A 22,355-nucleotide genomic window follows, 5' to 3' on the forward strand; every position below is an offset into this window, starting at 1 on the left:
CCGATGACTGCACGCATGCCACGCCGTTGGCTCCATTCCTCGCTGCTGCTTGCGTTGGCTACGCTGGGTGGCTGCCAGCCCAACCTGCGCGCCGAGGCTGTTGCTTCCGGCCCAGCGCGCCCGCACAACGTGATCGTGATGATCAACGACGGTGCCGGTTGGGGCACCTGGGACGCCGCCGCCTACTGGCAATACGGCAGCCGCGAAGGGGCGCCGTATGCGGATTTTCCGCAGCGCCTGGCGGTGACCACCTTCCCGTTGAACGCCAGCAGCCAGCCGACCCGCGACAACGCGCAGACCCTGGGCTACGACGCGGGAAAGGCCTGGGACAGCGAACCGGTGCCGGCGCAGGACCTGCCATTCGTCGGCTACCAGTACCTGGCCGCGGTCGCCACCGATAGTGCTGCGGCCGGTACGGCGCTGTCCTCGGGCATCAAGACCTACAACAACGCCATCAATTACAGCAACGATGGCAATCCGGTCGAGTTCAACACGCTGCGCGCCAAGCGGCTGGGCATGGCGACCGGTGTGGTGACTTCGGTACCGTTCGCGCATGCCACGCCGGCCGCGTTCGCGGCGCAGAACGAATCGCGCAACAACTATCACGCCATCGCGCACCAGATGCTGGCGCAAGGCCACATGGACCTGGTGATGGGCATCGGCGGTCCCGGCTACAGCGTTGATGGTCGCGCCTGTGATGAGAGTGCCGGCGCGGCCAAGGCCGAGGGCTGCGCGAACCCGTGGGAATGGGTGTCGCAGCAGGATTGGCAGCAGCTGGAAGCGGGCAGCACCATTGCCGGCAATCCGTCGGGGCCGTGGCGCCTGATCCGCAGCAAGGAGGCGTTCGCCGCGCTGGCGCAGGGACGGCTGCCGGCCGACCGGCCGCTGATCGGCGTGCCGCGCGTGGCCAACACGCTGCAGCAGGCGCGCCAGCTGCAGGTGCTGGGCAAGGATGCGGCCACGCCTTCCGGTGTGAGGAAGATCGACAGCGTGCCGGATCTTGCGACCATGACGCGTGGCGCGCTGCAGTTCCTGCAGCAGCGTTCGGCCAAGGGCCTGTTCCTGATGGTGGAAGGCGGCGCCACCGACTGGGCGGCGCATACCAGTGCCTGCGGCACCGAATGGCACTACGGCCAGTGCAGCGACCAGCCGCAGTACGGCCGGCTGATCGAGGAAACCGTGGAGTTCAACGACGCGGTGGCGGCGGTGGTCGACTGGATCGAGCGCAACGGTGGCTGGGAACGCAACCTGTTGATCGTCACCACCGACCACGACAACAGCATGCCGATGGGCCCGGATGCACAGAACGTTGCCTTCGAGCCGGTACGCAACAACGGCCGTGGACGCATGCCGGGGATGAGCTTCCGCCCGACCGGCAACCATTCCAATGCGCTGGTGCCGTTGTGGGCCAAGGGCGCGGGCGCGGAGCTGCTGGGCCAGCGCGTGCGGGGCGTCGATGCCGGTTACCGCCAGCATGTGCGCTGGAACGACGGCAGCTACATCGACAACACCGATGTGGCTGCGGCGGTGCAGGAGGCACTGCAGCGTTAGGGGTGCGCGGGGCGCTGGCTGGCAGCTGCAGGTTTCCCGGTCGACGAGGTTGCCGGCCAGCGGCCGGCACTACCGGGGATGGTGCTGGGCGGCGGCGACGGGCTGGCCAGCTGGCGTGCCAGCTCGGTGCTGGCCACGTGGCCGTGCAGGAACAACAAGCCGCTGAAGATGTTCATGAGCGTGCCTCCACTTGAGTGGATTGCACGATACGGGCAGCATGGACGGGTAAAAAGCGACATTTCCGCAAGGTGGACTTGAGAGGAATTCAAGCCTGATGTCCCGCCCTCCACTCCATGCCCTGCAGGGCTTCGTGGCTGCCGCCCGGCTCGGCAACCTGTCGCGTGCCGCCGCGTCGATGAATGTGACCGTCAGTGCGCTCAGCCACCAGATGCGGCAGCTGGAAGAGCGCCTTGGCCAACCGTTGCTGATCCGCCAGGCGCGTGGTGTCACCCTCACCCTGGAAGGGCAGCGCCTGCTCGACCAGGTCGGACCGCATCTGGATGCGATCAACGAAGCCTTCCAACCCTATGCGGCACGCGCCGAGCACGTGCTGACGATCAGTGCGGTGCCGTCGATGGCCTCGGCCTGGCTGGTGCCACGCCTGGGCCACTTCGTGGCCGCGCACCCGCAGATCGAGATCAACCTGCAGTCGAGTGAACGCCTGGTCGATTTCGAGCGGCAGCGCCAGTTCGACGCCGCACTGCGGCTGGGCACCGGGCAGTGGCCCGGGCTGGTGGTGGAACCGCTGTTCGACGAGTGGCTGCTGCCGATGGCCAGCCCGGCACTGATCGAACGCATGGGGGGCATCGACCGTGTACCGCTGACCCAGTGGCCGCTGCTCGGTGATCCCGACGGCGCGTGGGGCGCCTGGTTCGCCTTGAGTGGGCAGAGTCCGCCACCGCGCTTCGTGGCGGTGCTGGATGATTCGGAGGCACACCACCGTGCGGCGCTGGACGGGGTAGGCGTAGCGCTCGGGCGGGTGACGCGGGCACGCCTGCTGCTGGAATCCGGCCAGCTGGTCGCGCTGTCCAGCCTGCGCCTGAAAACCGCCTGGCCGCATTGGCTGGTGTACCCGCAGCGCTCGGCCAGCCATCGTGGCTTCCTCGCGTTCCGCGACTGGCTGCATGCGCAGGCCGCCGAGCACGTGCGGCACATGGCAGCGCAGGGGCCGCCCGGCTAGACAGGTGCACCGGCCTGTCCGGGCACTGTCATCAGGGCGTGGCCGGGTGCGGCGATGCTGGGCACCTCCGCTCAACACCCCCTGCCGCCATGCGCTACCGCCTCGTCGTCCTTGATATCGCCGGAACCACCGTTGCCGACCCGGGGCTGGTCGCCCATGCCTTCGCCGAAGCGATGGCCGCCGCCGGCCGGGCCATCGAGGTGGAGGACGTGCGCCCGTTGATGGGCTACCCCAAGCCGCAGGCGATCGCGCGGCTGTTGGGGACCGCGGTGGACGACCCGCGTGTGGCACCGATCCACACCGACTTCGTGGCGCGCATGCTCGAGTGCTATCGCCATGCACCGGGCATTGCGCCGCTGCCGGGCGCCGAGGCGTTGTTCGACACGCTGCGCGTACACGGGATCCGTATTGGCCTGGACACCGGCTTCTCGCGCGACATCGCCGAGGTGATCATCGAGCGGCTCGGTTGGCAGGATCGCATCGATGCGCTGGTGGCCAGCGACGAGGTGCCGGCGGGTCGCCCCGCACCGTACATGATCCAGGCGTTGATGCAGTGCACCGGCGTGGATGATGCCGCCGCCGTGGTGAAGGTGGGTGATACCGAAGTCGACATCAACGAAGGCCGCAATGCCGGCGTCGGCCTGAACGTGGCGATCACCACCGGCGCGTTCACCCGCGCCGAGCTGTTGCCGCATGGCCCGGACCACATCATCGACCACCTCGATCGCCTGCCGGCACTGCTCGGGCTGGTACCTTCCGGCACGGTTGCCGCTGCATGAGCAGGCCCTCGCTGCGGGCGCGGCTGCACGGGCATCCGCTGGCATTGACGGTGTTCGCCGGCAGTGCCGCGCTGTCCACCTATGCGTGCATGTATGCCTTCCGCAAACCGTTTGCCGCCGCGTCGTTCGATGGCCAGCACCTGTTCGGCGCCGACTACAAGGTGTGGCTGGTGGTGGCGCAGGTGCTGGGCTACATGTGCAGCAAGTTCATCGGCGTGCGGGTGATCGGCGAACTGCGCGCCGAGCGCCGCGCCAGCCTGCTGCTGGGCCTGATCGGCATGTCCTGGCTGGCCCTGCTTGGCTTCGCACTGGTGCCGGCGCCGTGGAACATCCCGTTCCTGTTCCTCAACGGCCTGCCGCTGGGCATGGTCTGGGGCCTGGTGTTCAGCTACCTGGAAGGGCGACGGACCACCGAAGCGATGGGCGCGATCCTCGCCTCCAGCTTCATCATGGCGTCCGGCGTGGTGAAGTCGGTCGGCAAATGGCTGCTGCTGCAGGGGGTGAGCGAGTTCTGGATGCCGTTCCTGTGCGGCTTGCTGTTCCTGCCGCTGCTGCTGGTGTCGGTACGCATGCTGGAACGCATTCCCGCTCCGGATGCCGCCGACCTGCGCGAGCGCTCGCCGCGGTTACCGATGGACCGCGCGCAGCGTCGTGCCTTCGTGCGTCGTTTCCTGCCGGGGCTGGCGCTGATGATCCTGTGTTACGTGTGCCTGACCGTAGTCCGCGATTTCCGCGACAGCTTTGAAGCCGAGCTGTTCCGCGAGCTGGGCTACGGTGGCAGTGCCGGTGTCTTTGCCGCCATCGAAACGCCGGTGGCGTTCGCGGTGCTGGCGCTGACCGCCGGCCTGACCTGGTTCCGCAACAACCTCAACGGCCTGATGGCGTTGCACGCGCTGATGTTCATCGGCCTGGCCACTGCAGGACTGAGCACGCTGGCATTCCGCGAAGGCATGCTGCATCCGCTGGCGTGGCTGGGCCTGGTGGGCTTCGGCCTGTACCTGGCCTACGTGCCGTTCAACTGCGTGTTCTTCGAACGCCTGATCGCCACCTTCAAGGTCGCCGGCAACGTCGGCTTCGTGATGTACCTGGCCGATGCGTTCGGCTACCTGGGCAGTGTGCTGGTCCTGCTTGGCCACGAATTCTCCGGCCTGCAGCTGTCGTGGGTGCGCTTCTTCTCCAGTGCGGTCATCCATCTGTCGCTGCTGGGCGGTGCCTGCCTGCTGTTGTCCCTGCTGTACTTCCACCACAAGGCCGTGCGCCTGGCCCGCATGCCGGCACTCGCCTCCGTCTGAGTCCATCCCCCATGAAGAACACAACCGCCCTCGTGGTCGGTGCCGGCATCGTCGGCCTGGCCGTGGCCCGTGCGCTGGCCGTACGTGGCTGCAAGGTCACCGTGCTGGAGCGCCATGAGCGCGCTGTCGGCGCCTCCATCCGCAACTTCGGCATGGTCTGGCCGATCGGCGTGCCGAATGGCCCGCTGTATGAGCGCGCGCTGCGCTCACGGCAGATCTGGCAGGAGCTGATCGATGTCGCCGGCCTCTGGCATGACCCCAGTGGCTCATTGCACGTTGCCCACGCCGCCGACGAATGGGCCGTGCTGCAGCAGTACGCGGCGGCCAATGCACCGCTGCGCCCATGCCGCCTGCTGGATCGGGATGCGGCACTGGCGAAGTCACCGGCACTGGTCGCGCGCGAGCTGCGCGGCGCGCTGTTCAATGCCGATGAGCTGGTGGTCGATCCGCGCCAGGCGATTCGCGCGCTGCCGGACGTGCTGCATGAACAGCACGGTGTGCAGTTCCATTGGCGCACGCCGGTGACGGCGGTGGAGAGCGGTAGGGCGTGGTCCGGAAGCCGCCTGTTCGAGGCCGACCAGGTGTTCGTCTGCAGCGGTCCGGAATTCGAACAGCTGTATCCGGAGCTGTACGCGGCGGCGCCGCTGACCCGCTGCAAGCTGCAGATGCTGCGGCTGGCCGCACAGCCCTCCGGGTTCCGCCTGGGCGCTGCCCTGTGTGGCGGCCTGTCGCTGGTGCACTACGCCGGCTTCCGCGAGGCCGCCGATGTCGCGCCGTTGCAGGCGCGCTACCAGGCCGAGCATGCCGACCTGATCGAGCTCGGCATCCACGTGATGGCCGCACAGAACGGCCTGGGCGAAATCACCATTGGTGACTCGCATGCCTACGCACATACGCATGATCCGTTCGACGAGCACACCATCAACCAGAAGGTGCTCGATTACCTGTCCCGTTTCATGCAGGTACCCGACGCGCGCATCGCGCAGACCTGGCACGGCATCTATCCCAAGCTGCTGGATGGCAGCAGCGAATTCGTCGCCGAGCCGGCACCGGGCGTGACCATCGTCAACGCCATCGGCGGCGGTGGCCTGGGCATGACGCTCAGCTTTGGCCTGGCCGAGGAACTGGTGGACGGTCGCTACACGGCACTGCGCCGCGCAGCGTGAGGCGCTGCACGCGGCGGGTGCAATGCCCGCCGCGCTTTCCCTAGAGGTCGCTGCTGACCATCAGCTGCACCCAGTCACCGGCGAAGCAGGTGATGCCGAACTGCACAGGTTGCCCCTGTGGATCGACATTCAGCGAATGCACGCACAGCACCGGCCGGCGCGTCGATTGCCCGAGCACGCGCGCGACCTCGGCATCGGGCAGGCGCGCCATCACCGTGGTATGCCGGCGCAGGTAGTCGGTGACTCCGAACGCGGCCAGCGTGCGGGTCACCGACGGCGTGCGCGCGAACACCTCGCCCAGCCCTGGAAAACGGGTGGCCGGGAAATAGGCTTCGCTGTGGTCTACCGTGCGGCCTTCCACCTGGCTGGAGTACACCACCCGATGCACCCGCTCGCCGGCGATCAGGCCGAGTGCGCGCGCGACCTGCCGACTCGGCACCTGCACCCGGGTATCGAGCAGGGTGTAGTGGCTTTCCACGTTCAGGTCATGCATGGCCCGGCCGAAGCGCGTGCGTCGGCTGATCGGGTAGTGGTACGGATGCTCCTGCACGAAGCTGCCGCGGCCGGTCTCCGTGCGCACATGGCCGCGCTCCTCCAGCGCCTCGATCGCACGCCGTACGGTGTGGCGGTTGACCGCGAAGCGCTTGGCCAGCACCTGCGCGGAGGGCAGCTGGTCGCCTTCCACCAGCTGGCGTTCGCGGATCTGCCGCAGCAGCGCCTGCTCGATCTGCTGCCACAGCGGCAGCGCCGAATCGCGCGGCGTCAGGACCGTGTCGGTCATGGTCATCAAACCTCCATCTGCGGCTGCTGGACTAGACAGGTGCACTGCACGTGCAGGCATATCAACGCGTTGCGGTTGCAACGGCATGACACAGATGGCGGAATCCATGAGCGAACGCATCCTCGACAACCTGAAGCTGGTGCTGGCCGACGAGGTTGTGCACGGCCATGTAGTGCTGGATGGACCTGGCATCCGCGCGGTGGGGCAGGGGCGGGTGGCCCTGCCGGGTGCCGAAGACTGTGGCGGCGACTGGCTGCTGCCCGGGTTTGTCGAGCTGCACACCGACAATCTGGAGAAGCATCTGGTGCCGCGCCCGGGTGTGGCGTTTCCTGCGGCGGCGGCCGTGCAGGCGCACGATGCGCAGCTGCTGGCGGCAGGCATCACCACCGCCTGCGATGCCTTGGCAGTGGGCGACGTAGAGGCCGACAGCGTGCGCGTGCGTACCTTGCAGGCCGCGCATGCCGCGTTGGCCGAGGCGCGCCGTGCGGGTGGCCTGCGCACTGACCACTACCTGCACCTGCGTGCCGAGCTGCCCTATCCCGGATTGTTGCCGCTGCTGGAGCCCCTGCTGGATGACCCGGCGGTGCGCCTGCTGTCGTTGACCGATCACACACCGGGGCAGCGCCAGTTCCGCAACCTGCAGCGCTATGCGGCCTACTACGGTTTGCCGACCGACACGAAGACCGGTTACCTGGACGACCTGCTGCAGGCACGCCGTGCGCAGCAGGCGCGCCATCGCCCCGCACACCTGCAACAGGTACTGCAGTGGGTGCGTGGGCGCGGCCTGTGCCTGGCCAGCCACGACGACACGGTGGCTGCGGATGTGGGTGAAGCCGTGGCCTGCGGGGCGCGCATCTGCGAGTTCCCGACCACGCTGGAGGCCGCTGCGGCCGCACGCGCGGCCGGCCTGACGATCGTCGCCGGCGCCCCCAACCTGGTGCTGGGCGGCTCGCATTCCGGCAACGTGGCGGCGCTGGAGCTGGCCGGCGCCGGCTGCCTGGATGTGCTGTCCTCCGACTATGTGCCTGCAAGCCTGCTGCCGGCGCTGGGCGTGCTGTGCGCGCAGCTGGGCTGGAGCCTGCCACGTGCGGTGGCCACGCTCAGCCATGCACCGGCGCAGGTGCTGGGCCTGCAGGATCGCGGTCGCATCGGCGAAGGCCTGCGCGCCGATCTGCTGCGGGTGCGTGGATCCGCGCCGGACTACGTGGCCGAGGTCTGGGTGGCCGGCCGTCGTCTGCTGGCCCAGTAGCCGCTACGGCGCGAACACCTAGACAACTGCCCCGACCTGCCTAGTGGATGCCGCCTGCGCTTCACCGCACTGATCGAAAGTGGCCGCCATCGCCGCTCCCGCCGGAGCGGCCCACTTTCCCTTGCCGCCGCCATCGCCATGTCCACACTGCCCTTGCGCCACCCGCTTACCCTGGGCCTGCTCGCCCTGCTGCATGCCCCGCTGGCCGCCCAGGCTGCCGCGCCGGCCGCGACCGATACCGTGCCCGCCACCTCCGCCGTCGACCTGGATACCGTCACCGTGGTCGGCAGCATCGTCAGTGGCGAGAAACAGGCACTGGATGCCCAGCGTGAGGCCCGTCACCTGATGAACGTGGTCAGCGCCGATGGCATCGGCAAGCTGCCCGACCACAACGCGGCCGAAGCCGTGCAGCGGGTTCCCGGTGTGTCGATCGAACGCGACCAGGGCGAAGGCCGCTTCGTTGCCGTGCGTGGCCTGCCGGCACAGTGGAACTCGACCACCCTCAACGGTGACCGTCTGCCGACCGCTGAAGAGGAAACCACCAGCCGTGCCACGGCATTCGACTTCTTCCCGACCGAGCTGATCGAGCGCATCGAAGTGAGCAAGACGCTCACGCCCGATCGCGAAGGCGACGCCATCGGTGGCCAGGTCAATTTCGTCACCCGCACCGCACCGACACGACGCACCTTTGCCGCCAGCGTGGCCGGCAACTACAACGACAAGGCGGTCGACACCGGCACCAGCGCCAACGTGCTGTACGGTGACCGCAGTGCCGATGGCCGCTTCGGCTTCCTGATCAACGGCACCTACTGGAAGCGCCCGTGGGCGACCGACAACTTCGAGCCGCGCCGCAGTGCCGACGGCCTGGGTGTCTACCGGCTGGAGCTGCGCGACTACACTGGCGAGCGCACCACCCGCGGCGTCAACGGTGGCTTGGAATTCCTTCCGGCCGACGGCCATCGCCTGTACGTGCGTGGCCAGTATGGCGAGTTGAGCGACGATGAGACCCACTACAAGCACCGCTACCGGTTCGACAAGGACCGCGTGGAGCTGCAGAACATCCACAACGAGCTGATCACCGAGTTCAAGACCTTCGAGCTGGGTGGCCAGCACACCTTCGGTCGCGGCCAGGTGGACTGGAAGCTGGCCAGCGCCGAGAACGACTTCCGCTACGGCTGCATTCCCACCTGTGCCGACAATGCGTACTTCGTGGTCCAGTTCAACCAGGGCAAGGTCGGCTACCAGGGCCTGCAGGACCGTGGCGTGGGCCGCAATTCGTACAACACCGTCGATGGCGGCAACGTTGCCGCCGACACCCCTGATACCCATCTGCCGCCGGGCTTCGCGATGGATCCGCGGAAAATGCCGCTGAGCGCGGTCGAGCTGTACCGGGTGGCGATCAATGAGAAGGACAAGGCGGTCGCGCAGCTGGACTTCAGTTTCGACGCGAGCGACACGCTGACCTGGAAGATGGGGGCCAAGTACCGCGACAAGCAGCGCCGCGCGCGCTTCTCCGACGAGTTCTATGCCTGGAACACCGCCACCGGCGGCCCGGTGCCGACCCTGGCCGACTTCCCGTTGATGGACCAGCCGGACCGCAGGGGCTACGACGTCGGCAATGGCCGTGACTACGCCCGCGATTTCTCGCAGGTGGTGCCGATGCAGGCACTGGCCGAGTGGTACCGGCAGAACAAGCAGCATCTGGTGCTGGTACCGGGCGATTCGGCGCTGGTGGCCAACGGTGCAGCGCTGGGCCGCAACTTCGACGTGGCCGAGAAGCAGTACGCGACGTATGCGATGGCCACCTGGAAGCCGGACGAACGCTGGGACGTGGTGGGCGGTGTGCGCCTGGAGCGGACCGCCACCGATGTGCGTGGGCTGGTGCTGGAGCGCGATGCCGATGGCAGCAGCGCGCTGGTGCCCAACCTGGGCCGCAAGCGCTATACCTCGGTGCTGCCGCAGCTCAACGTGCGCTTCTCACCACTCAGCGATCTCAACCTGCGGTTGGGCCTGACCCGCAGTTTCGCCCGCCCGAACTTCGGTGACATCAACCCGGGTGGCTCGTTCATGGAAGCCGATGGCACCTTCACCTCCGGCAACGCCAACCTGGACCCGACCTATTCGGACAACCTGGACCTGATGGCCGAATGGTATGCGGGTCCACTGGGCCTGCTGTCCGGCGGCGTGTTCTACAAGAACATCAGCAATCCGGTGTTCCAGAGCAGCAGTACCGGCAACTTCAACGGCAATCCCAACGTCACCTTCTACCGGCCCGAGAACGGCGACGACGCCAAGCTGTGGGGGGCCGAGTTCGCCTTCGTGCGCCGCTTCGATTTCCTGCCCGGCCTATGGAGCAACTTCGGCATCAACGCCAACCTGACCCTGATGGACTCGCGCATGCGCATTCCGGGTCGTAATGGCAACGTGCCGATCACCGGCCAGGCCGACCGCCTGTACAACGTTACCGTGTACTACGACGACGGCGCGTTCGCAGCCCGCCTGGCCACCAACCACAAGGGTGCCTACATCGAAGCGCACGGCGACAGCAGTGTCACCGACGCCTGGTACGGTGCCAACACCTCGGTTGACTTCAGCGCCTCCTATACCTTCGATCGCTGGACGGTGTTCGCCGAGCTGAGCAATCTCACCAACGAGCCGTTGAAGTACTACCAGGGCAGCCCACAGCGCCCGCTGCAGGTGGAGTACTACGGCCGTCGCGCGCAGATCGGCTTGAAGTATCTGTTCCAGTAAGCCGTATGCGCGCCCTGCAGCATCGAGCCATGCTCGACGGCCTGTGCCCGACGCTACAGTCATCGCACCAGCGTGACTTCCTGCCCGGCACGCGCGAAGGCTTCGCCCAGCAACGGGCCGGCCTTGATCGCCTCCACTTCCTCGAACAACGCCCGCAATGCATCGGCCGGGCGTGAGGCCGGTGCCGCCACCGCCTGCTGGATCGCGGTGAAACGGCCGGCCAGCACACGGTGGCCGGGATGCGCCTGCGCCCATGCTTCCAGCGGCTGGCGTACACCGGCGGAGGCATCCAGGCGCTGCTGATCGAACAGCGTGATGGCCGCCGCCGAGGTCTCCGCCCGCTCGATCGTGGCGTGGCGCAGTTCACGGCTGAGAAACAGGTCGTAGGCCGCACCGCGGCCGACCGCGATGCGCAGTCCGTCGCGGTCCAGGTCGGCTACCTGCTGCGCAGGGCTGTCCGCGCGAACCAGATAGGTACCTTCGATCTCCACGTACGGGGCACTGAAGGCAATGTGGTCGGCGCGTGCCGGATCGATGGCCAGGAAGGCCAGGTCCCAACCGTCTTCGCCTGCTGCGGCGACCACCGAGGCTGCGGCATCGTGGCAGGTGAAGCGTGCCTGCACCCCCATCCGTTGCGCCAACGCTGTGGCCAGTTCCAGCGAGGGGCCGCGCGGTGAGCGCGCATCGCCCTGTGCCAGCACCGGGTTGCCCAGGTTGATCGCCACGCGCAGGAAACCGTGCGGTGCCAGCGTACGTCGGTGGTCGGCCAGGGACATGCAGAACTCCACGGGGCAGGGGAGACCCAGCATGCCAACAACGGTGTCCGCGTGGCGTGGAATCAGCCGCGCGCGGCGAAGGTGCCGTGGAAGCCCAGTGGTACCGCATAGGGCAGCCAGGCCTGTGCCAGCGGACCGTCGTCCAGGTGACGGGCATCGAGCACCGCCAGGCCGCTGCGCTTGTTCACCGGATCGAGCAGGGTGCCGATCAGCCAGCCATCATCGGCGTTGCGGCTGCCCGGGCGCGGTACGAACACATGCTCTTCGGCCATGATGTCCGGTCCATAGTTCCAGAGCTGGCGGCGCCCGCGCTCGATGTCGAACGCGGCCACCGCATTGAAGTACGGTGCGGTGGCCGGGCCGTCGATGGTCGGCGCGTACAGGCGCGCACCGCGGGTATCGGCGGAACGGGGGTCGAACAGCGGGAACTCCACCGCGCTGATGCCCAGCGGCTGCCAGCGGGCCTGGCCACCACGCAGGTCCAGATGCAGCTCGACCAGGCTGGCGCCACTGTTGGCGGCGTGTGCGCCATCACCGGCCATCGCTTCCTTCATCGGCGAGCGCGCCTCATTGATGTCATCGTGGCGCACTGCACGCAGCACGATGCCGCCATCGCGGGTGAACGCATCGCCGAAGTGGTAGATCGCCGCGAACGGGGCTTCGAACCACTGCGCCTTGTCCGGCGCATCCTTGGCGACCACCGCGATGCGCACGGGGCGCTGCGGTGCGAACTGCATGCGCTCGAAGAAGCTGCCGCCTGTGCCGGTGAAATCGAACGGCATCATCACGAACACCAGGTGCTGGTCGGTCATCGCGAAGGCATGCAGGTAGCCATGCTCGGGTGTTTCGATCACATTGGCGCTGCGCAGCTGGCCGTTCGCACCGATGTGCCAGACCAGCAGGCCATGGCCACCCATCAGGCTGATCGAGCCGAAGTTCCAGACGCTGCCGTCGCGGTCGCGCAGCGGGTGCGCCGAGAACGGCAGTGCGGCGAGGTCCGGACGCCAGGTCACCGGACCCAGCGTCTGCAGGGAATCGGGGTCTACTTCGAACGCCGAGCCGGACTCGCACAGCGCGAACAGGCGGCCATTGATCATGGTTACCGAGGTATTGGCCACGTTGGCATCGTCGTTGTTTCGAACTGCCAGCGCACCGGGAACGCTGGTGCCGGCCGCTGGATACTGGAAGCGGCCGGCCTTCTGTTCACGGGTGAATTTCGGCGTGGCGACCATGCGCCCGTGATGGGTCAGGCTGCCGTCACCATTGAAGCGCCAGCCATGCACCATGCCGTCACCGTCGAACCAGTGGTCGTAGCGGAAGCCATCGCGCTCGGTCCAGGCCGGGCCGTTGCGGTACAGCGTGCCTGCCAGGCCCGCTGGCAGCTTTCCCTGCAGTTGCACGGTGGCCGGGCCGAGGCTTTCGCTGCCGACGCTGCGCCAGCCGAGCAGCCACGGGTGTTCCTGCATGCCCTGCGCGAACCGCGCCGGGTCGCCGGCGAAGGCGGGAGCGCTGCGCAGCGCGGTGGCGCCCAGGGCCAGGCAGGCACTGCTGCTGAGCAGGGTACGAAGGAAGCGGCGACGGTCCATGGTGGCCTCGGGTCTGGATGCGGGTATCAGCGCAGGGTGATGTCGATGGCGGTGCCAGCTGCCGGCACGTCGACGCGCGCCTCGTCGAAGGTCGGCTTGCGCATCACCTGCGGGTTGTTGCTGAAGCCGTAGCCTTCCACCGGCATGCCGACCAGGTTGGTGTCGAGCTTGCCGTTGTCGTTCTCGTCGTGGGTGAGCAGTACGGCATAGGTGCCGGCCGGCAGGTTCTTGAACACGAAGCGGGCGCTGTCACCGCTGGGCGCTGCCTGCTGGGCCTGCACGGGCCTGGCCTTGCCGTCCCAGGCGGCCGCGCTGTCAACCAGGGCAGCACGCAGGGTGCCGGTCTGCACGCGGACGTCGTGCACGGTCACGGCCAGGTCGGCGGCGTGGGCACTGCCGGCCAGGGCCAGGGCAGTCAGGGCGGTGCTGAGCAGGGCGGTGCGGATCATGGCGGTGGCTCCGGAAGTGGGTGAGGCGGTGTGGAGCCAGTCTGCGTCGGGCGGTGCACCGGGTTCAGGGCCAGTGGTCATCGATTCGACGTGCCAGAAGTCACTTTCTGCGCCGGACCCATTGCCGCCGGCGTGCGCGGCCGTCAGCATCTGGCCATGCCCAGCCTGTTCCGCCACCTGTTGCGTCCGCTCAGCCTCGCCGGCCTGGTCACCGTGCTGGTGGTCGGCCTGTCGTTCACAGTGCAGCGCAGCGGCGCCGGGCTGAGCCTGCTGCTGCTTGCTGTGTTCCTGCTGCTGTTCGTGGTGCACGGCTGGGCGTCGATGCCATCCCGCGTGCGCGCCGCCGCTGCGGTGTTGCAGGCGCTGCTGGCGGTTGTGCTGGTTGCGCTGCAGCCGCGTACCGGCACCGCCCCGGTGCTGCTGGTGGTGCTGGTTGCACAGCTGGCCGAGCACTGGCCGCCGCGCTTTGTGCTGGGTGTTGCGCTGCTGGCCAACCTGGCGGTGTATGCCGTGCTGCGCCACAGCGGCTTCAGCCAGCCGCTGCTGGTGGTGCTGCTGTATGGCGGTTTCCAGGCCTTCGCCGCGCTGACCGCGCACTATGCCCGCAGCACGGCGCTGGCCCGCGATGATCTTGCACGGGTCAATGCCGACCTGCTGGCCACCCGCGCGCTGCTGGCTGACAGTGCACGCGATGCCGAGCGCCTGCGCCTGGCCCGCGAACTGCATGATGTGGCCGGGCACAAGCTCACCGCGATGCGGCTCAACCTGCGCGCCCTGGCCGCTGACCCTGCGCTGGCCGGTCGCGAAGGGCTGGTGCTGGCCGAACAGTTGTCCGGCGAGTTGCTGGCCGACATCCGCCAGGTAGTGCAATCGATGCGCGATGATCGCGGCCTCGATCTGTCCACCGCGCTGCATGCGCTGGCCGCACCCTTCCCACGACCGAAGCTGCAGCTGCAGATCGGCGACGGGGTGCGCGTGGCTGACCCGTTGATGGCCGAGACCGTGCTGCGGCTGGTACAGGAAGCCCTGACCAATGCCGCCCGGCACGGCAATGCAGACACCGTGTGGTTGACGATCAATGAAGAGGAATCCCAGTTGCGTATCGATATTCGCGATGATGGCCAGCGCGCCGAACGCATCCGCGAGGGCAATGGCATCGCCGGCATGCGCGAGCGCCTGGCGGCTGTGCAGGGGCGGCTGGAGTTGGCCCGAACCGCGCAGGGCGGCATGCATCTGACCGCGCGGTTGCCGGCATGAGCCCGGCGGCAATCCGCGTAGCGCTGGCCGACGACCAGGCATTGGTGCGTGCAGGCCTGCGTGCGCTGCTGCAGGGCCTGGGGGTGGACGCGGTGCTGGAGGCCGAGGATGGCCAGGCCCTGCTGGATGCGCTGGATACGCAGCGCGTGGACGTGGTGCTCAGTGACATCCGCATGCCCGGGCTGGATGGGATCGAGGCACTGCGCCAGCTGCGCGCGCGCGGCGATGCCACGCCGTGGCTGCTGCTGACCACCTTCGATGAAAGTGATCTGCTGCTGCGCGCCAGCGAGGCCGGTGCGCAGGGCTTCCTGCTCAAGGATGCCGCGCCGGCCGACCTGCGCGAGGCCATCGAACGCGTTGCTGCTGGCGAGACCCTGCTGCTGCCGGTCAGTACCGATCCGGTGCGCGCGCGTTACCGCTTCCACGATGAAGCGCCGCCCACCGATACCTTCGGCGAACGTGAAGTGGCAATCCTGCGCCTGCTGGCCGGGGGCTACAGCAACAAGGAGATCGCGCGCAGCCTGTTCCTGGCCGAGGGCACGGTGAAGAACTACGTGTCCGCCATCCTGGACAAGCTCGGCACCCGCGACCGTACCCGCGCGGTCCTGAAGGCGATTACCCTGCGCATCATCTGAGTCAGCCGCGCAAGGAGCGCCAATGAACCCGATCCTGCATGTCGAGATCCCGGCCACTGACCTGGCCCGTGCGATCGCCTTCTACCAGCAGTGGCTGCAGGTGGTGGTGGATGAGCCGGTCCTGCTGCACGACTGCAGGATGGCGTACCTGCCGTTTGCCGATGAGGCCGCCGGCGCCAGCATGTCGCTGGTGCAGGGAGCGGACTACCGGCCCTCCGAGCAGGGCACGCGCATCTATATCGGTGTCGATGACCTGGATGCCAGCCTCGAGCGTGCGCTGCAGGCCGGGGCCGAGCTGCGCTTCGGCCCGGCAGATGCCGGCGACTGGCGCGTGGCCGAGATCCGCGACAGCGAAGGCAACCGGATTGCATTGCAGGCGCGCGCGGTTCTGTAGAGCCGAGCCTATGCTCGGCTGCTGTTGACCCAGCTGCCAACGCTCAGCCGCGCATCGGCTCGGCTCTACACCGTCGCGGCGCGTGAGCGCTGCAGCCAGTCGTTGATCGCGGGATCCAGCCGCGGGTCGTCCGGAAGCTGGATGCCGAAGCGCTGCTCCAGCACGTCGCGCACGTCTCCGACGTCATGCAGCGGGCGCTTGTCCGGCGCCTGCCCGAGGCGATACTCGGTGTAGTTGCCGCTGCCGATGGTGCGGCGCCAGTCCGGGCCGGTCAGCGATGCGCGCAGCTGGCCGGGGAAACTGGAGTCGGGATGGGTGCACACGTACCAGTTGCCCACCACGTTGTCGATCGGCGCCGGCGCCTGCAGATCGAAGCGGTACATCGCCCGCCAGCCCTCGCTGGATTCGGCCGACAGCACGAAATCACCACCGTCTTCCAACCGCTGCAACAGGTAGCGTTCGTGCGGCGTGGCCTGCGGCTGCGGGTCATGCAGGCGCAGCGGTACGGTCGGGGTCAGGCTGCCGAAACCGGCGTCCACCAGCCAGTCATCACCGTCCACGTGCACGCGCAGCAGCAGGTGGGTACGCGCCGTCAGCTGGCCGTCCTGGGCGGCCAGCAGCACGCGCGCGCTCAACGGTTGCGCATCGAAGCCCAGCGCCTGCAGCAGCGCCAGCAGGCCGCCGTTGAGCTCGAAGCAGTAACCGCCACGGCGGTCGTCAAGCAGCTTGCGCTGCACGCTGTCCAGGTCGATCGGTACCGCATCGCGCAGCAGGCAGCTGAGGGTCTCGAACGGCAGCAGCGCGTTGTGGCGCTGCTGCAGCAGGGTCAGGTCGGCCAGCGTCAGCGGCGGCGGCGCATCCAGCTGCAGGCGCTGCAGGTAGCGGGGAACATCGAGCGTCGTCATGGGGGCACCGGGCGGGGAAGGGAGGTCCACTGTGCTCCCCCAACCGGGGTTGAGGTCAAGCACCGTGCTGGTGTCATCGCCCCGTCGCGTGTGCCGGGTACAAAGGCGGCGTCCGCCAGCAGTCGGTGCGACTGAACCAAAAAAACCCCTAAAGTTGCTCCATATCCAGCCGATACAGGTGCGTCCTTCCGCCTGGAGTCTGTCATGTCGGCCGTTGTTCCCCACCTCCGGTCCCTGCGCACGCGTCTTGCCACGTTGCGTTCGGCGTCCCCCGGCCTGCTGCTGTGGCTGCAACCACACCGGCTCAGCGTAGCCAACAAGCTCAAGGCGACCCTGTGGGTCTGTGGCCTGGGGCTGGTGGCGATCGCCGCCGTCCACGCCTGGACTGGACATGGCAGTGCGCAGGCCGCACGCACCCAGGCCAGCTACCAGCGCGGTAGTGACCTGGCCGCCAGCCTGGCCACCCGCGTGGCGGAAGCACGCCGCCTGCAGACCCAGTATGCACGCAGTTTCGATGATGCTGACCGCAGCCAGCTGCTGGCCATGCAGAAGGCGCTGCAGGCCGACCTGCAGGCGCTGCGCGCGATGCCGATGGATGCCGGCCGGCGCAAGGCGCTGCAGGCGCTGACCGAAGCCGCCGACGCCTTCTCGCAGGGCGTGGCGGCCCTGTTCGAACGGGTCGACGAGATGGGCCGCGGCGAGGCCGGCCTCGCTGCGCAGCTGCAACAGGCTGCAGACACACTGCAGGCGCAGGTGGATGCGCAGCAGCGGCCCGCGCTGGCGCTGTCCCTGCAGAAGATGCGCCGCCAGGAGGCGTTGCTGCTGCTGGATGGTGACTCCGTCCATGCCGACCGCGCCAGCGAGGAGAAACTGCCGTTCGATCTCGCGCTGGCGGGCCTGTCCACCGACGTGCAGGATGCCCTGCGCAGCGGAATGGAGGGCTACCAGGTTGCCCTGCTGGGTTACACCGCGGCCCGCGTCGGCCTGGATGTGGAGGCGCAGTCGCTGCTGGATACCGCTGCCGGCGTGGCACCGGCGCTGGCCGCCTTCCAGCAGGCCCAGGTGGCGGCGCTGGCCAGGGCGCAGGCGCGCCAGCAGGCCGGCGCACGCACCATGAGCGTGCTGTTCGTACTGACCCTGCTGCTGGTCGCTGGCGTGCTGATCACCAGCCTGGTGCTGGTGCTGCGCGCGGTGCGTCAGCCGATCCAGGACACCCTGCGCTTCGCCAGCGATATCGCCGACGACCGCTTGGACACGACGTTGCGTGTGTACAACGCCAACGATGAGATCGGTCAGCTTGCCCAGCGCCTGGTCGACATGCAGCAGCGCCTGCGCGCGCGCATCGAGACCGAACGTGCTGTGGCGCGCGGCAACACCCGCGTGCGCCAGGCGCTGGACAGTGCGCAGACCGGGCTGATGGTGGTCGATGCCGAAGGCCAGGTGGCCTATGCCAACCCGGCGCTGCTGCTGCAGCTGGAACGCCAGGGCGATGAGCTGGTGGGCAGCGATGCGCTAGGCCTGCATCCGGCGCTGGCCAGCCTGGCTGGCGTGCGACAACGCGAAGAACGCGAGATCGGCCATTCCGGTGTGCGCTATCAGCTGGTCGCCAATCCCATTGTCGACGAGGAGCATTTCCTCGGCGTGGCGGTGGAATGGCGCAGCCGCGCGCTGGAAACCCTGCTGGAAACCGAAGTGGCGGCCCTGGTCGACGCGGCCGCGCACGGTGACCTGCACGGGCGCATCGCGCTGGAGGGCAAGCAGGGCTTCGTACGTACATTGTCCACCAGCATCAACCGCTTGCTGGCCACCTTCGAGGCCAACCTCGGCGATCTGCAGGCGCTGTTGGCTGCGCTCGCCCGTGGTGATCTCAGCGTACGCATGGAGGGTGAACTGCAGGGCGTGTTCGCGCGCATGCGCGATGATGCCAACGCCACCGTCGCGCAACTGGGCCGCATCGTCACCCGGATCCAGCAGGCCACGTCCAGCCTCGATACCGGCGTTGGCGAGATCGTCGCCGGTCACCACGACCTGTCACAGCGCACCGAGCAGCAGGCCGCCAACCTGGAAGAGACCGCAGCGTCGATGCATGAGCTGACCGATACCGTGGGCCGCAATGCTGACGCCGCTGGCCGCGCGGACGCGCTGGTCAAGGGCGCGGCGGCAGTGGCCCAGCGCGGCGGTGAGGCGGTCGGCCAGGTGGTGGCAACCATGCATGGCATCAGCGAAGCCTCACGGCGGATCGGTGACATCACCCAGCTGATTGATGGCATCGCCTTCCAGACCAACATCCTCGCGCTCAACGCGGCGGTGGAAGCGGCACGTGCCGGAGAGCAGGGCCGCAGCTTCGCTGTCGTGGCTGCTGAAGTGCGCCTGCTGGCACAGCGCAGTGCCGAGGCGGCCAAGCAGATCAAGGGATTGATCGAGGATTCGGTGACGCGTGTCGGGCAGGGCAACCAGCAGGCCGAGCAGGCTGGCACCACGATGGGCGAAATTGTCGGCAGCGTGCAGCAGCTGGCGGATCTGCTGGCCGGGATCCGCAGCGCGTCGCAGGACCAGCATGCCGGCATCGCACAGGTGAACCAGACCATCGTGCAGATGGAGGCCAGTACCCAGCGCAACGCCAGTCTGGTGGAAGAGGCGGGGGCCTCGACTGCGCAGATGCAGGCGCAGGTGCATGCCCTGGCAGAAGCCGTGGGCGCGTTCCGTTTGCAGCCAATGCCACGGGCGCGCGCTGCGGCCTGATTCTGTTCCGGTAGTGCCGGCCGCCGGCCGGCACCGTCCATGATCATGCCGGCCAGCGGCCGGCACTACCCTTGTGGCTCAATACACGTCGCGGCGGTAGCGCCCGGTCTCCAGCAGCGTTTCCACCGCGTCATCACCCAGCGCGGCGCGCAGCACCTGGTCCACGCCTTCGGCCATGCCCTGCAGCGAGCCGCAGACATGGATCACCGCACCGCGCTGCATCCACTCGCGCAGCGCATCGACGGCCGCACCCAGGCGATCCTGCACGTAGCCACCCTCACCATCGCGCGAGAACGCCAGGTCCACCCGTGCAAGATGGCCGTCGGCCTGCCAGGCCTCGATCTCGTCGGCGAACAGGAAGTCGTGTGCGCGCTGGCGCTCACCGAACAGCAGCCAGTGCCCGTGCTCGCCTGCGTGGGCAGCTTCGCGCAACAGGCTGCGCAGGCCGGCAATGCCGGTGCCGTTGCCGATCAGCACCATCGGGGCAGTGCCGACACGATGGAATCCAGGATTGTGGTGCACACGGGCGACGATGCTGGCACCGATCGGCGCATGCAGCGACAGCCAGCCCGAGCCCAGCCCGGCTCGACCGGAGGCGTCATGCACCAGCCGCACCACCAGCTCCACCACGCCGTCATCCGTGCAGGAGGCGATCGAATATTCGCGGCTGGGCAGTAGTGGCAGCCCGGCCAGCCACAGGCAGGCATCCTGCACCGCCAGCGCAGCATCGGCTTCGGGCAGGTCGCGTTCGCTGGCCAGCGCCAGCAGCGTGCGCGGATGGCCATCGACCAGCAGCGGCTGCAGCGGGTCCAGCCCGTGTGCCTTCAACACCGCGCTGGCATGCCGCGCGTTGTGGCGCGGCGCGATGTGCAGGATGTCACCTGCCTGCCACTGCACATCGGCCGGCGTGGCAAGGCGGATACGCCAGATCGCGCCACCGATGCTGCCCGGGTTGAGACGGTCACGGCCGAGCAGGCGCCAGTCATGCATCTGCGTCGCGGCTGGCAGCACGCTGTCATCGGTGGTGATGCCGGTCAGTGCGCCCAACTGTTGCTGCCACTGGCGCAGGGTCGGCACCGAGGCGGCATCGACATCGATGCGCTCGAACAGCGGCCGCGCGCCGTTGCCGATCAACCAGCCATCGAACTGGCGGCCGAAGCCGCAGTACTGCGGGTACTGGCGGTCACCCAGTGCGAGCAGGCCGAACTGCAGGCGCGACAGGTCCAGGCGTTGCGCGAGCAGCAGCCGTGCAGCGCGCCGCGCTGCATCCGGCGGCTCGCCGTCGCCGAAGGTGCTCAGCACGAACAATGCCTGGGAGTTGGCCTGCAGCTTCGCGGCATCGGCGCGGGCCAGCGGCAGCACCTGCACCGCATGACCGGCGGCCTGCAGCTGTGCGGCCGCACGCCACGCCAGCTGTTCGGCCAGGCCGCTCTGGCTGGCGTGTACCACCAGCCACGGTGCGCCGGCACCCGCGGCAGACGTCGTGGGCAGCGACCGGCGCAGCCCTCGCGCCGCACGCTGGCTGCGTCGGCGGTCCAGGTACAGCATCCAGCCGGTGATGAAGAACAGGCTCATGCCCAGGCTGCTGAGCATCACCACCACGCGCCCGGGCACACCGAAGTAGCTGCCCGAATGCAGCGCGAACACGCTGGTGGCCAGCTGTCCGCCCGCGCCCTGGCGCACGTACGGACGGGCCTCGAGAACCGCACCGCTGGCCGGATCGAGCTGCAGCAGATCATGCGCACGATCGTGGTGGCCGCCACGTTGCGACGGATCACCGGCCATCACCCGCACATTCAGTGCCTGCCCGGGCTTCTCCGGCAGGCGCAGGTCGATGTAGCCGGTGCGCACGCCGGGCAGTGCATACAGCGTGGCTTCGATGCGCTCCAGGTTCAGGGCGGCGTCGGTGGCAACCTGGTGCTTGGCGGCCGGTGCGACGCCCAACAGGGTGTTGGCGGCACTGCGATACCAGTCGAAGGACCACCACAGGCCGGTCAGCGCACTCATCAGATAGATCAGCAGCACCCAGGTGCCGATCACCGAGTGCAGGCTCCACAGGAAGCCACGGCCGCTGCGCGTCCATTCCACCGCCAGCCAGCTGCGCCAGTGCCACCAGCGGCGAGGCCAGCGCAGGTAGAGGCCGGACAGTGTGAAGAACAGCAGCGCGATCGCACAGCTGCCGGTGATCCACTTGCCGCGCTCGCCCGCGGCCAGGTGGCGGTGCAGGTCTTCGACGAAGTCGAAGAACGCCTGCCCGCGCAAGGCACTGAAGCGCTCACCGCTGTACGGGTCGAAGTACACCCAGTGTTCCTTGCCGCCGGCAAAGCGCGCCACCGACGGCCGCTGTCCGGTGGCATCCACGCGCAGGCGCTGCAGCGGGCGTTCGCTGCCAGCCTGCAGCAGCGGCACCAGCTCGCTGAGCGCAAGTGGAAGCTGGCCGTCGGCATGGTGTTCGGCGATCTCGGCGAAGCCGGGGTTGGCTGCGCGCAGCAGTTCGTCCTCGAAGGACAGCACGGCGCCGCTGAGGCCCATCACGGCCAGGACGGCACCGGCGGTGATGCCCAGCAGCCAGTGCAGTTGGAACAGGACGTTCTTGAACATCGAAGGAGGAGGGCCTGGAAGGCTGCCGCCCGCATCCTGCGCAACAGCAAATGAGAATTAGTCGCGGAATTCTCCGTGGCGCTCCGGCTGCGGTCAAGCAGGGGGTTACCGGCCGGGCGGCGCCCGGCACCCGCCGAGGCAACGTCAACGTCAAAAGCGGGCTATCCGTGGGATGGCGGGGTGGGTCCGGTTGCGGGGTGCGGCGTGAATACGTCCATGTAGCCTCGGTCGCGCCATCCATGGCGCTCACGCCCCCTCAAC

Annotated in this window: 18 protein-coding genes; 11 read left to right on the forward strand and 7 right to left on the reverse strand. The window is 68.3% G+C overall.

Going from position 1 to position 22,355, the window contains the following annotated elements:
- Positions 1 to 3 precede the first annotated feature (3 nt).
- The gene (locus tag VPH47_RS01910) at positions 4 to 1,551 is read left to right on the forward strand and encodes an alkaline phosphatase (RefSeq protein ID WP_368849998.1); all 1,548 of its coding nucleotides are present in this window, start codon (positions 4 to 6) and stop codon (positions 1,549 to 1,551) included.
- On the opposite strand, the gene VPH47_RS01915 is transcribed toward VPH47_RS01910, so the two are convergent.
- A complete protein-coding gene (locus VPH47_RS01915; protein WP_110713920.1) occupies positions 1,548 to 1,727 on the reverse strand; it encodes a hypothetical protein in 180 nt (59 codons plus the stop codon). The genes VPH47_RS01910 and VPH47_RS01915 overlap by 4 nt on opposite strands.
- 98 nt (positions 1,728 to 1,825) lie before the next feature.
- Between VPH47_RS01915 and VPH47_RS01920 the strand changes: the two genes are divergently transcribed.
- The 4 genes from VPH47_RS01920 to VPH47_RS01935 all read left to right on the forward strand — a co-directional run bounded on the left by VPH47_RS01920 (position 1,826) and on the right by VPH47_RS01935 (position 5,968).
- A complete protein-coding gene (locus tag VPH47_RS01920; protein WP_164160903.1) occupies positions 1,826 to 2,731 on the forward strand; it encodes a LysR substrate-binding domain-containing protein in 906 nt (301 codons plus the stop codon).
- A gap of 89 nt (positions 2,732 to 2,820) precedes the next feature.
- On the forward strand, positions 2,821 to 3,510 hold the full coding sequence (locus tag VPH47_RS01925; protein WP_368849999.1) for an HAD family hydrolase: 690 nt from the start codon (positions 2,821 to 2,823) through the stop codon (positions 3,508 to 3,510).
- Entirely contained in the window at positions 3,507 to 4,802 is a 1,296-nt protein-coding gene (locus VPH47_RS01930; RefSeq protein WP_368850000.1) for a DUF5690 family protein, read from the forward strand. The genes VPH47_RS01925 and VPH47_RS01930 overlap by 4 nt, the downstream gene beginning before the upstream one ends.
- Before the next feature lie 11 nt (positions 4,803 to 4,813).
- A complete protein-coding gene (locus tag VPH47_RS01935; RefSeq protein WP_368850001.1) occupies positions 4,814 to 5,968 on the forward strand; it encodes a TIGR03364 family FAD-dependent oxidoreductase in 1,155 nt (384 codons plus the stop codon).
- A 40-nt stretch (positions 5,969 to 6,008) separates the two neighbouring features.
- On the opposite strand, the gene phnF is transcribed toward VPH47_RS01935, so the two are convergent.
- A complete protein-coding gene (gene phnF, locus VPH47_RS01940) occupies positions 6,009 to 6,749 on the reverse strand; it encodes a phosphonate metabolism transcriptional regulator PhnF (RefSeq protein WP_164160897.1) in 741 nt (246 codons plus the stop codon).
- Between the two features lie 106 nt (positions 6,750 to 6,855).
- Here phnF and VPH47_RS01945 point away from each other — a divergent pair, with 106 nt between their 5' ends.
- Both VPH47_RS01945 and VPH47_RS01950 read left to right on the forward strand, forming a co-directional pair.
- Complete coding sequence (locus VPH47_RS01945) at positions 6,856 to 7,998, forward strand: alpha-D-ribose 1-methylphosphonate 5-triphosphate diphosphatase (protein WP_368850002.1); 1,143 nt, start codon at positions 6,856 to 6,858, stop codon at positions 7,996 to 7,998.
- 138 nt (positions 7,999 to 8,136) lie between these two features.
- Positions 8,137 to 10,749, forward strand: a complete 2,613-nt coding sequence (locus VPH47_RS01950; protein ID WP_368850003.1) for a TonB-dependent receptor — start codon at positions 8,137 to 8,139, stop codon at positions 10,747 to 10,749.
- Between the two features lie 59 nt (positions 10,750 to 10,808).
- Here the strand turns inward: VPH47_RS01950 and VPH47_RS01955 are convergent, their stop codons facing one another.
- The 3 genes from VPH47_RS01955 to VPH47_RS01965 all read right to left on the reverse strand — a co-directional run bounded on the left by VPH47_RS01955 (position 10,809) and on the right by VPH47_RS01965 (position 13,560).
- The gene (locus VPH47_RS01955; RefSeq protein WP_197611017.1) at positions 10,809 to 11,525 is read right to left on the reverse strand and encodes an ABC transporter substrate-binding protein; all 717 of its coding nucleotides are present in this window, start codon (positions 11,523 to 11,525) and stop codon (positions 10,809 to 10,811) included.
- A gap of 62 nt (positions 11,526 to 11,587) precedes the next feature.
- Positions 11,588 to 13,111, reverse strand: coding sequence for a carotenoid oxygenase family protein (locus VPH47_RS01960; protein ID WP_368850004.1), 1,524 nt, complete (start codon positions 13,109 to 13,111; stop codon positions 11,588 to 11,590).
- Between the two features lie 26 nt (positions 13,112 to 13,137).
- Positions 13,138 to 13,560, reverse strand: a complete 423-nt coding sequence (locus tag VPH47_RS01965; RefSeq protein WP_110713916.1) for a DUF2141 domain-containing protein — start codon at positions 13,558 to 13,560, stop codon at positions 13,138 to 13,140.
- Between the two features lie 156 nt (positions 13,561 to 13,716).
- Here VPH47_RS01965 and VPH47_RS01970 point away from each other — a divergent pair, with 156 nt between their 5' ends.
- The 3 genes from VPH47_RS01970 to VPH47_RS01980 are packed head-to-tail and all read left to right on the forward strand — an operon-like array spanning position 13,717 to position 15,846.
- Entirely contained in the window at positions 13,717 to 14,817 is a 1,101-nt protein-coding gene (locus VPH47_RS01970) for a sensor histidine kinase (protein ID WP_368850005.1), read from the forward strand.
- Positions 14,814 to 15,452, forward strand: a complete 639-nt coding sequence (locus VPH47_RS01975) for a response regulator (RefSeq protein WP_368850006.1) — start codon at positions 14,814 to 14,816, stop codon at positions 15,450 to 15,452. Before VPH47_RS01970 ends, VPH47_RS01975 begins: the two co-directional genes overlap by 4 nt.
- Positions 15,453 to 15,474: 22 nt before the next feature.
- Entirely contained in the window at positions 15,475 to 15,846 is a 372-nt protein-coding gene (locus tag VPH47_RS01980; RefSeq protein ID WP_110713913.1) for a VOC family protein, read from the forward strand.
- Between the two features lie 65 nt (positions 15,847 to 15,911).
- Here VPH47_RS01980 and VPH47_RS01985 read toward each other — a convergent pair whose 3' ends face one another.
- A complete protein-coding gene (locus VPH47_RS01985; RefSeq protein WP_368850007.1) occupies positions 15,912 to 16,751 on the reverse strand; it encodes an arylamine N-acetyltransferase in 840 nt (279 codons plus the stop codon).
- A 204-nt stretch (positions 16,752 to 16,955) separates the two neighbouring features.
- Here VPH47_RS01985 and VPH47_RS01990 point away from each other — a divergent pair, with 204 nt between their 5' ends.
- A complete protein-coding gene (locus tag VPH47_RS01990) occupies positions 16,956 to 19,493 on the forward strand; it encodes a methyl-accepting chemotaxis protein (RefSeq protein ID WP_368850008.1) in 2,538 nt (845 codons plus the stop codon).
- Between the two features lie 78 nt (positions 19,494 to 19,571).
- Here VPH47_RS01990 and VPH47_RS01995 read toward each other — a convergent pair whose 3' ends face one another.
- A complete protein-coding gene (locus tag VPH47_RS01995) occupies positions 19,572 to 22,094 on the reverse strand; it encodes a PepSY domain-containing protein (protein WP_368850009.1) in 2,523 nt (840 codons plus the stop codon).
- Positions 22,095 to 22,355: the final 261 nt, after the last annotated feature.

The organism is Stenotrophomonas sp. WED208 (assembly GCF_040984485.1).
In the GTDB taxonomy this organism is placed as follows: Bacteria; Pseudomonadota; Gammaproteobacteria; order Xanthomonadales; family Xanthomonadaceae; genus Stenotrophomonas; species Stenotrophomonas riyadhensis.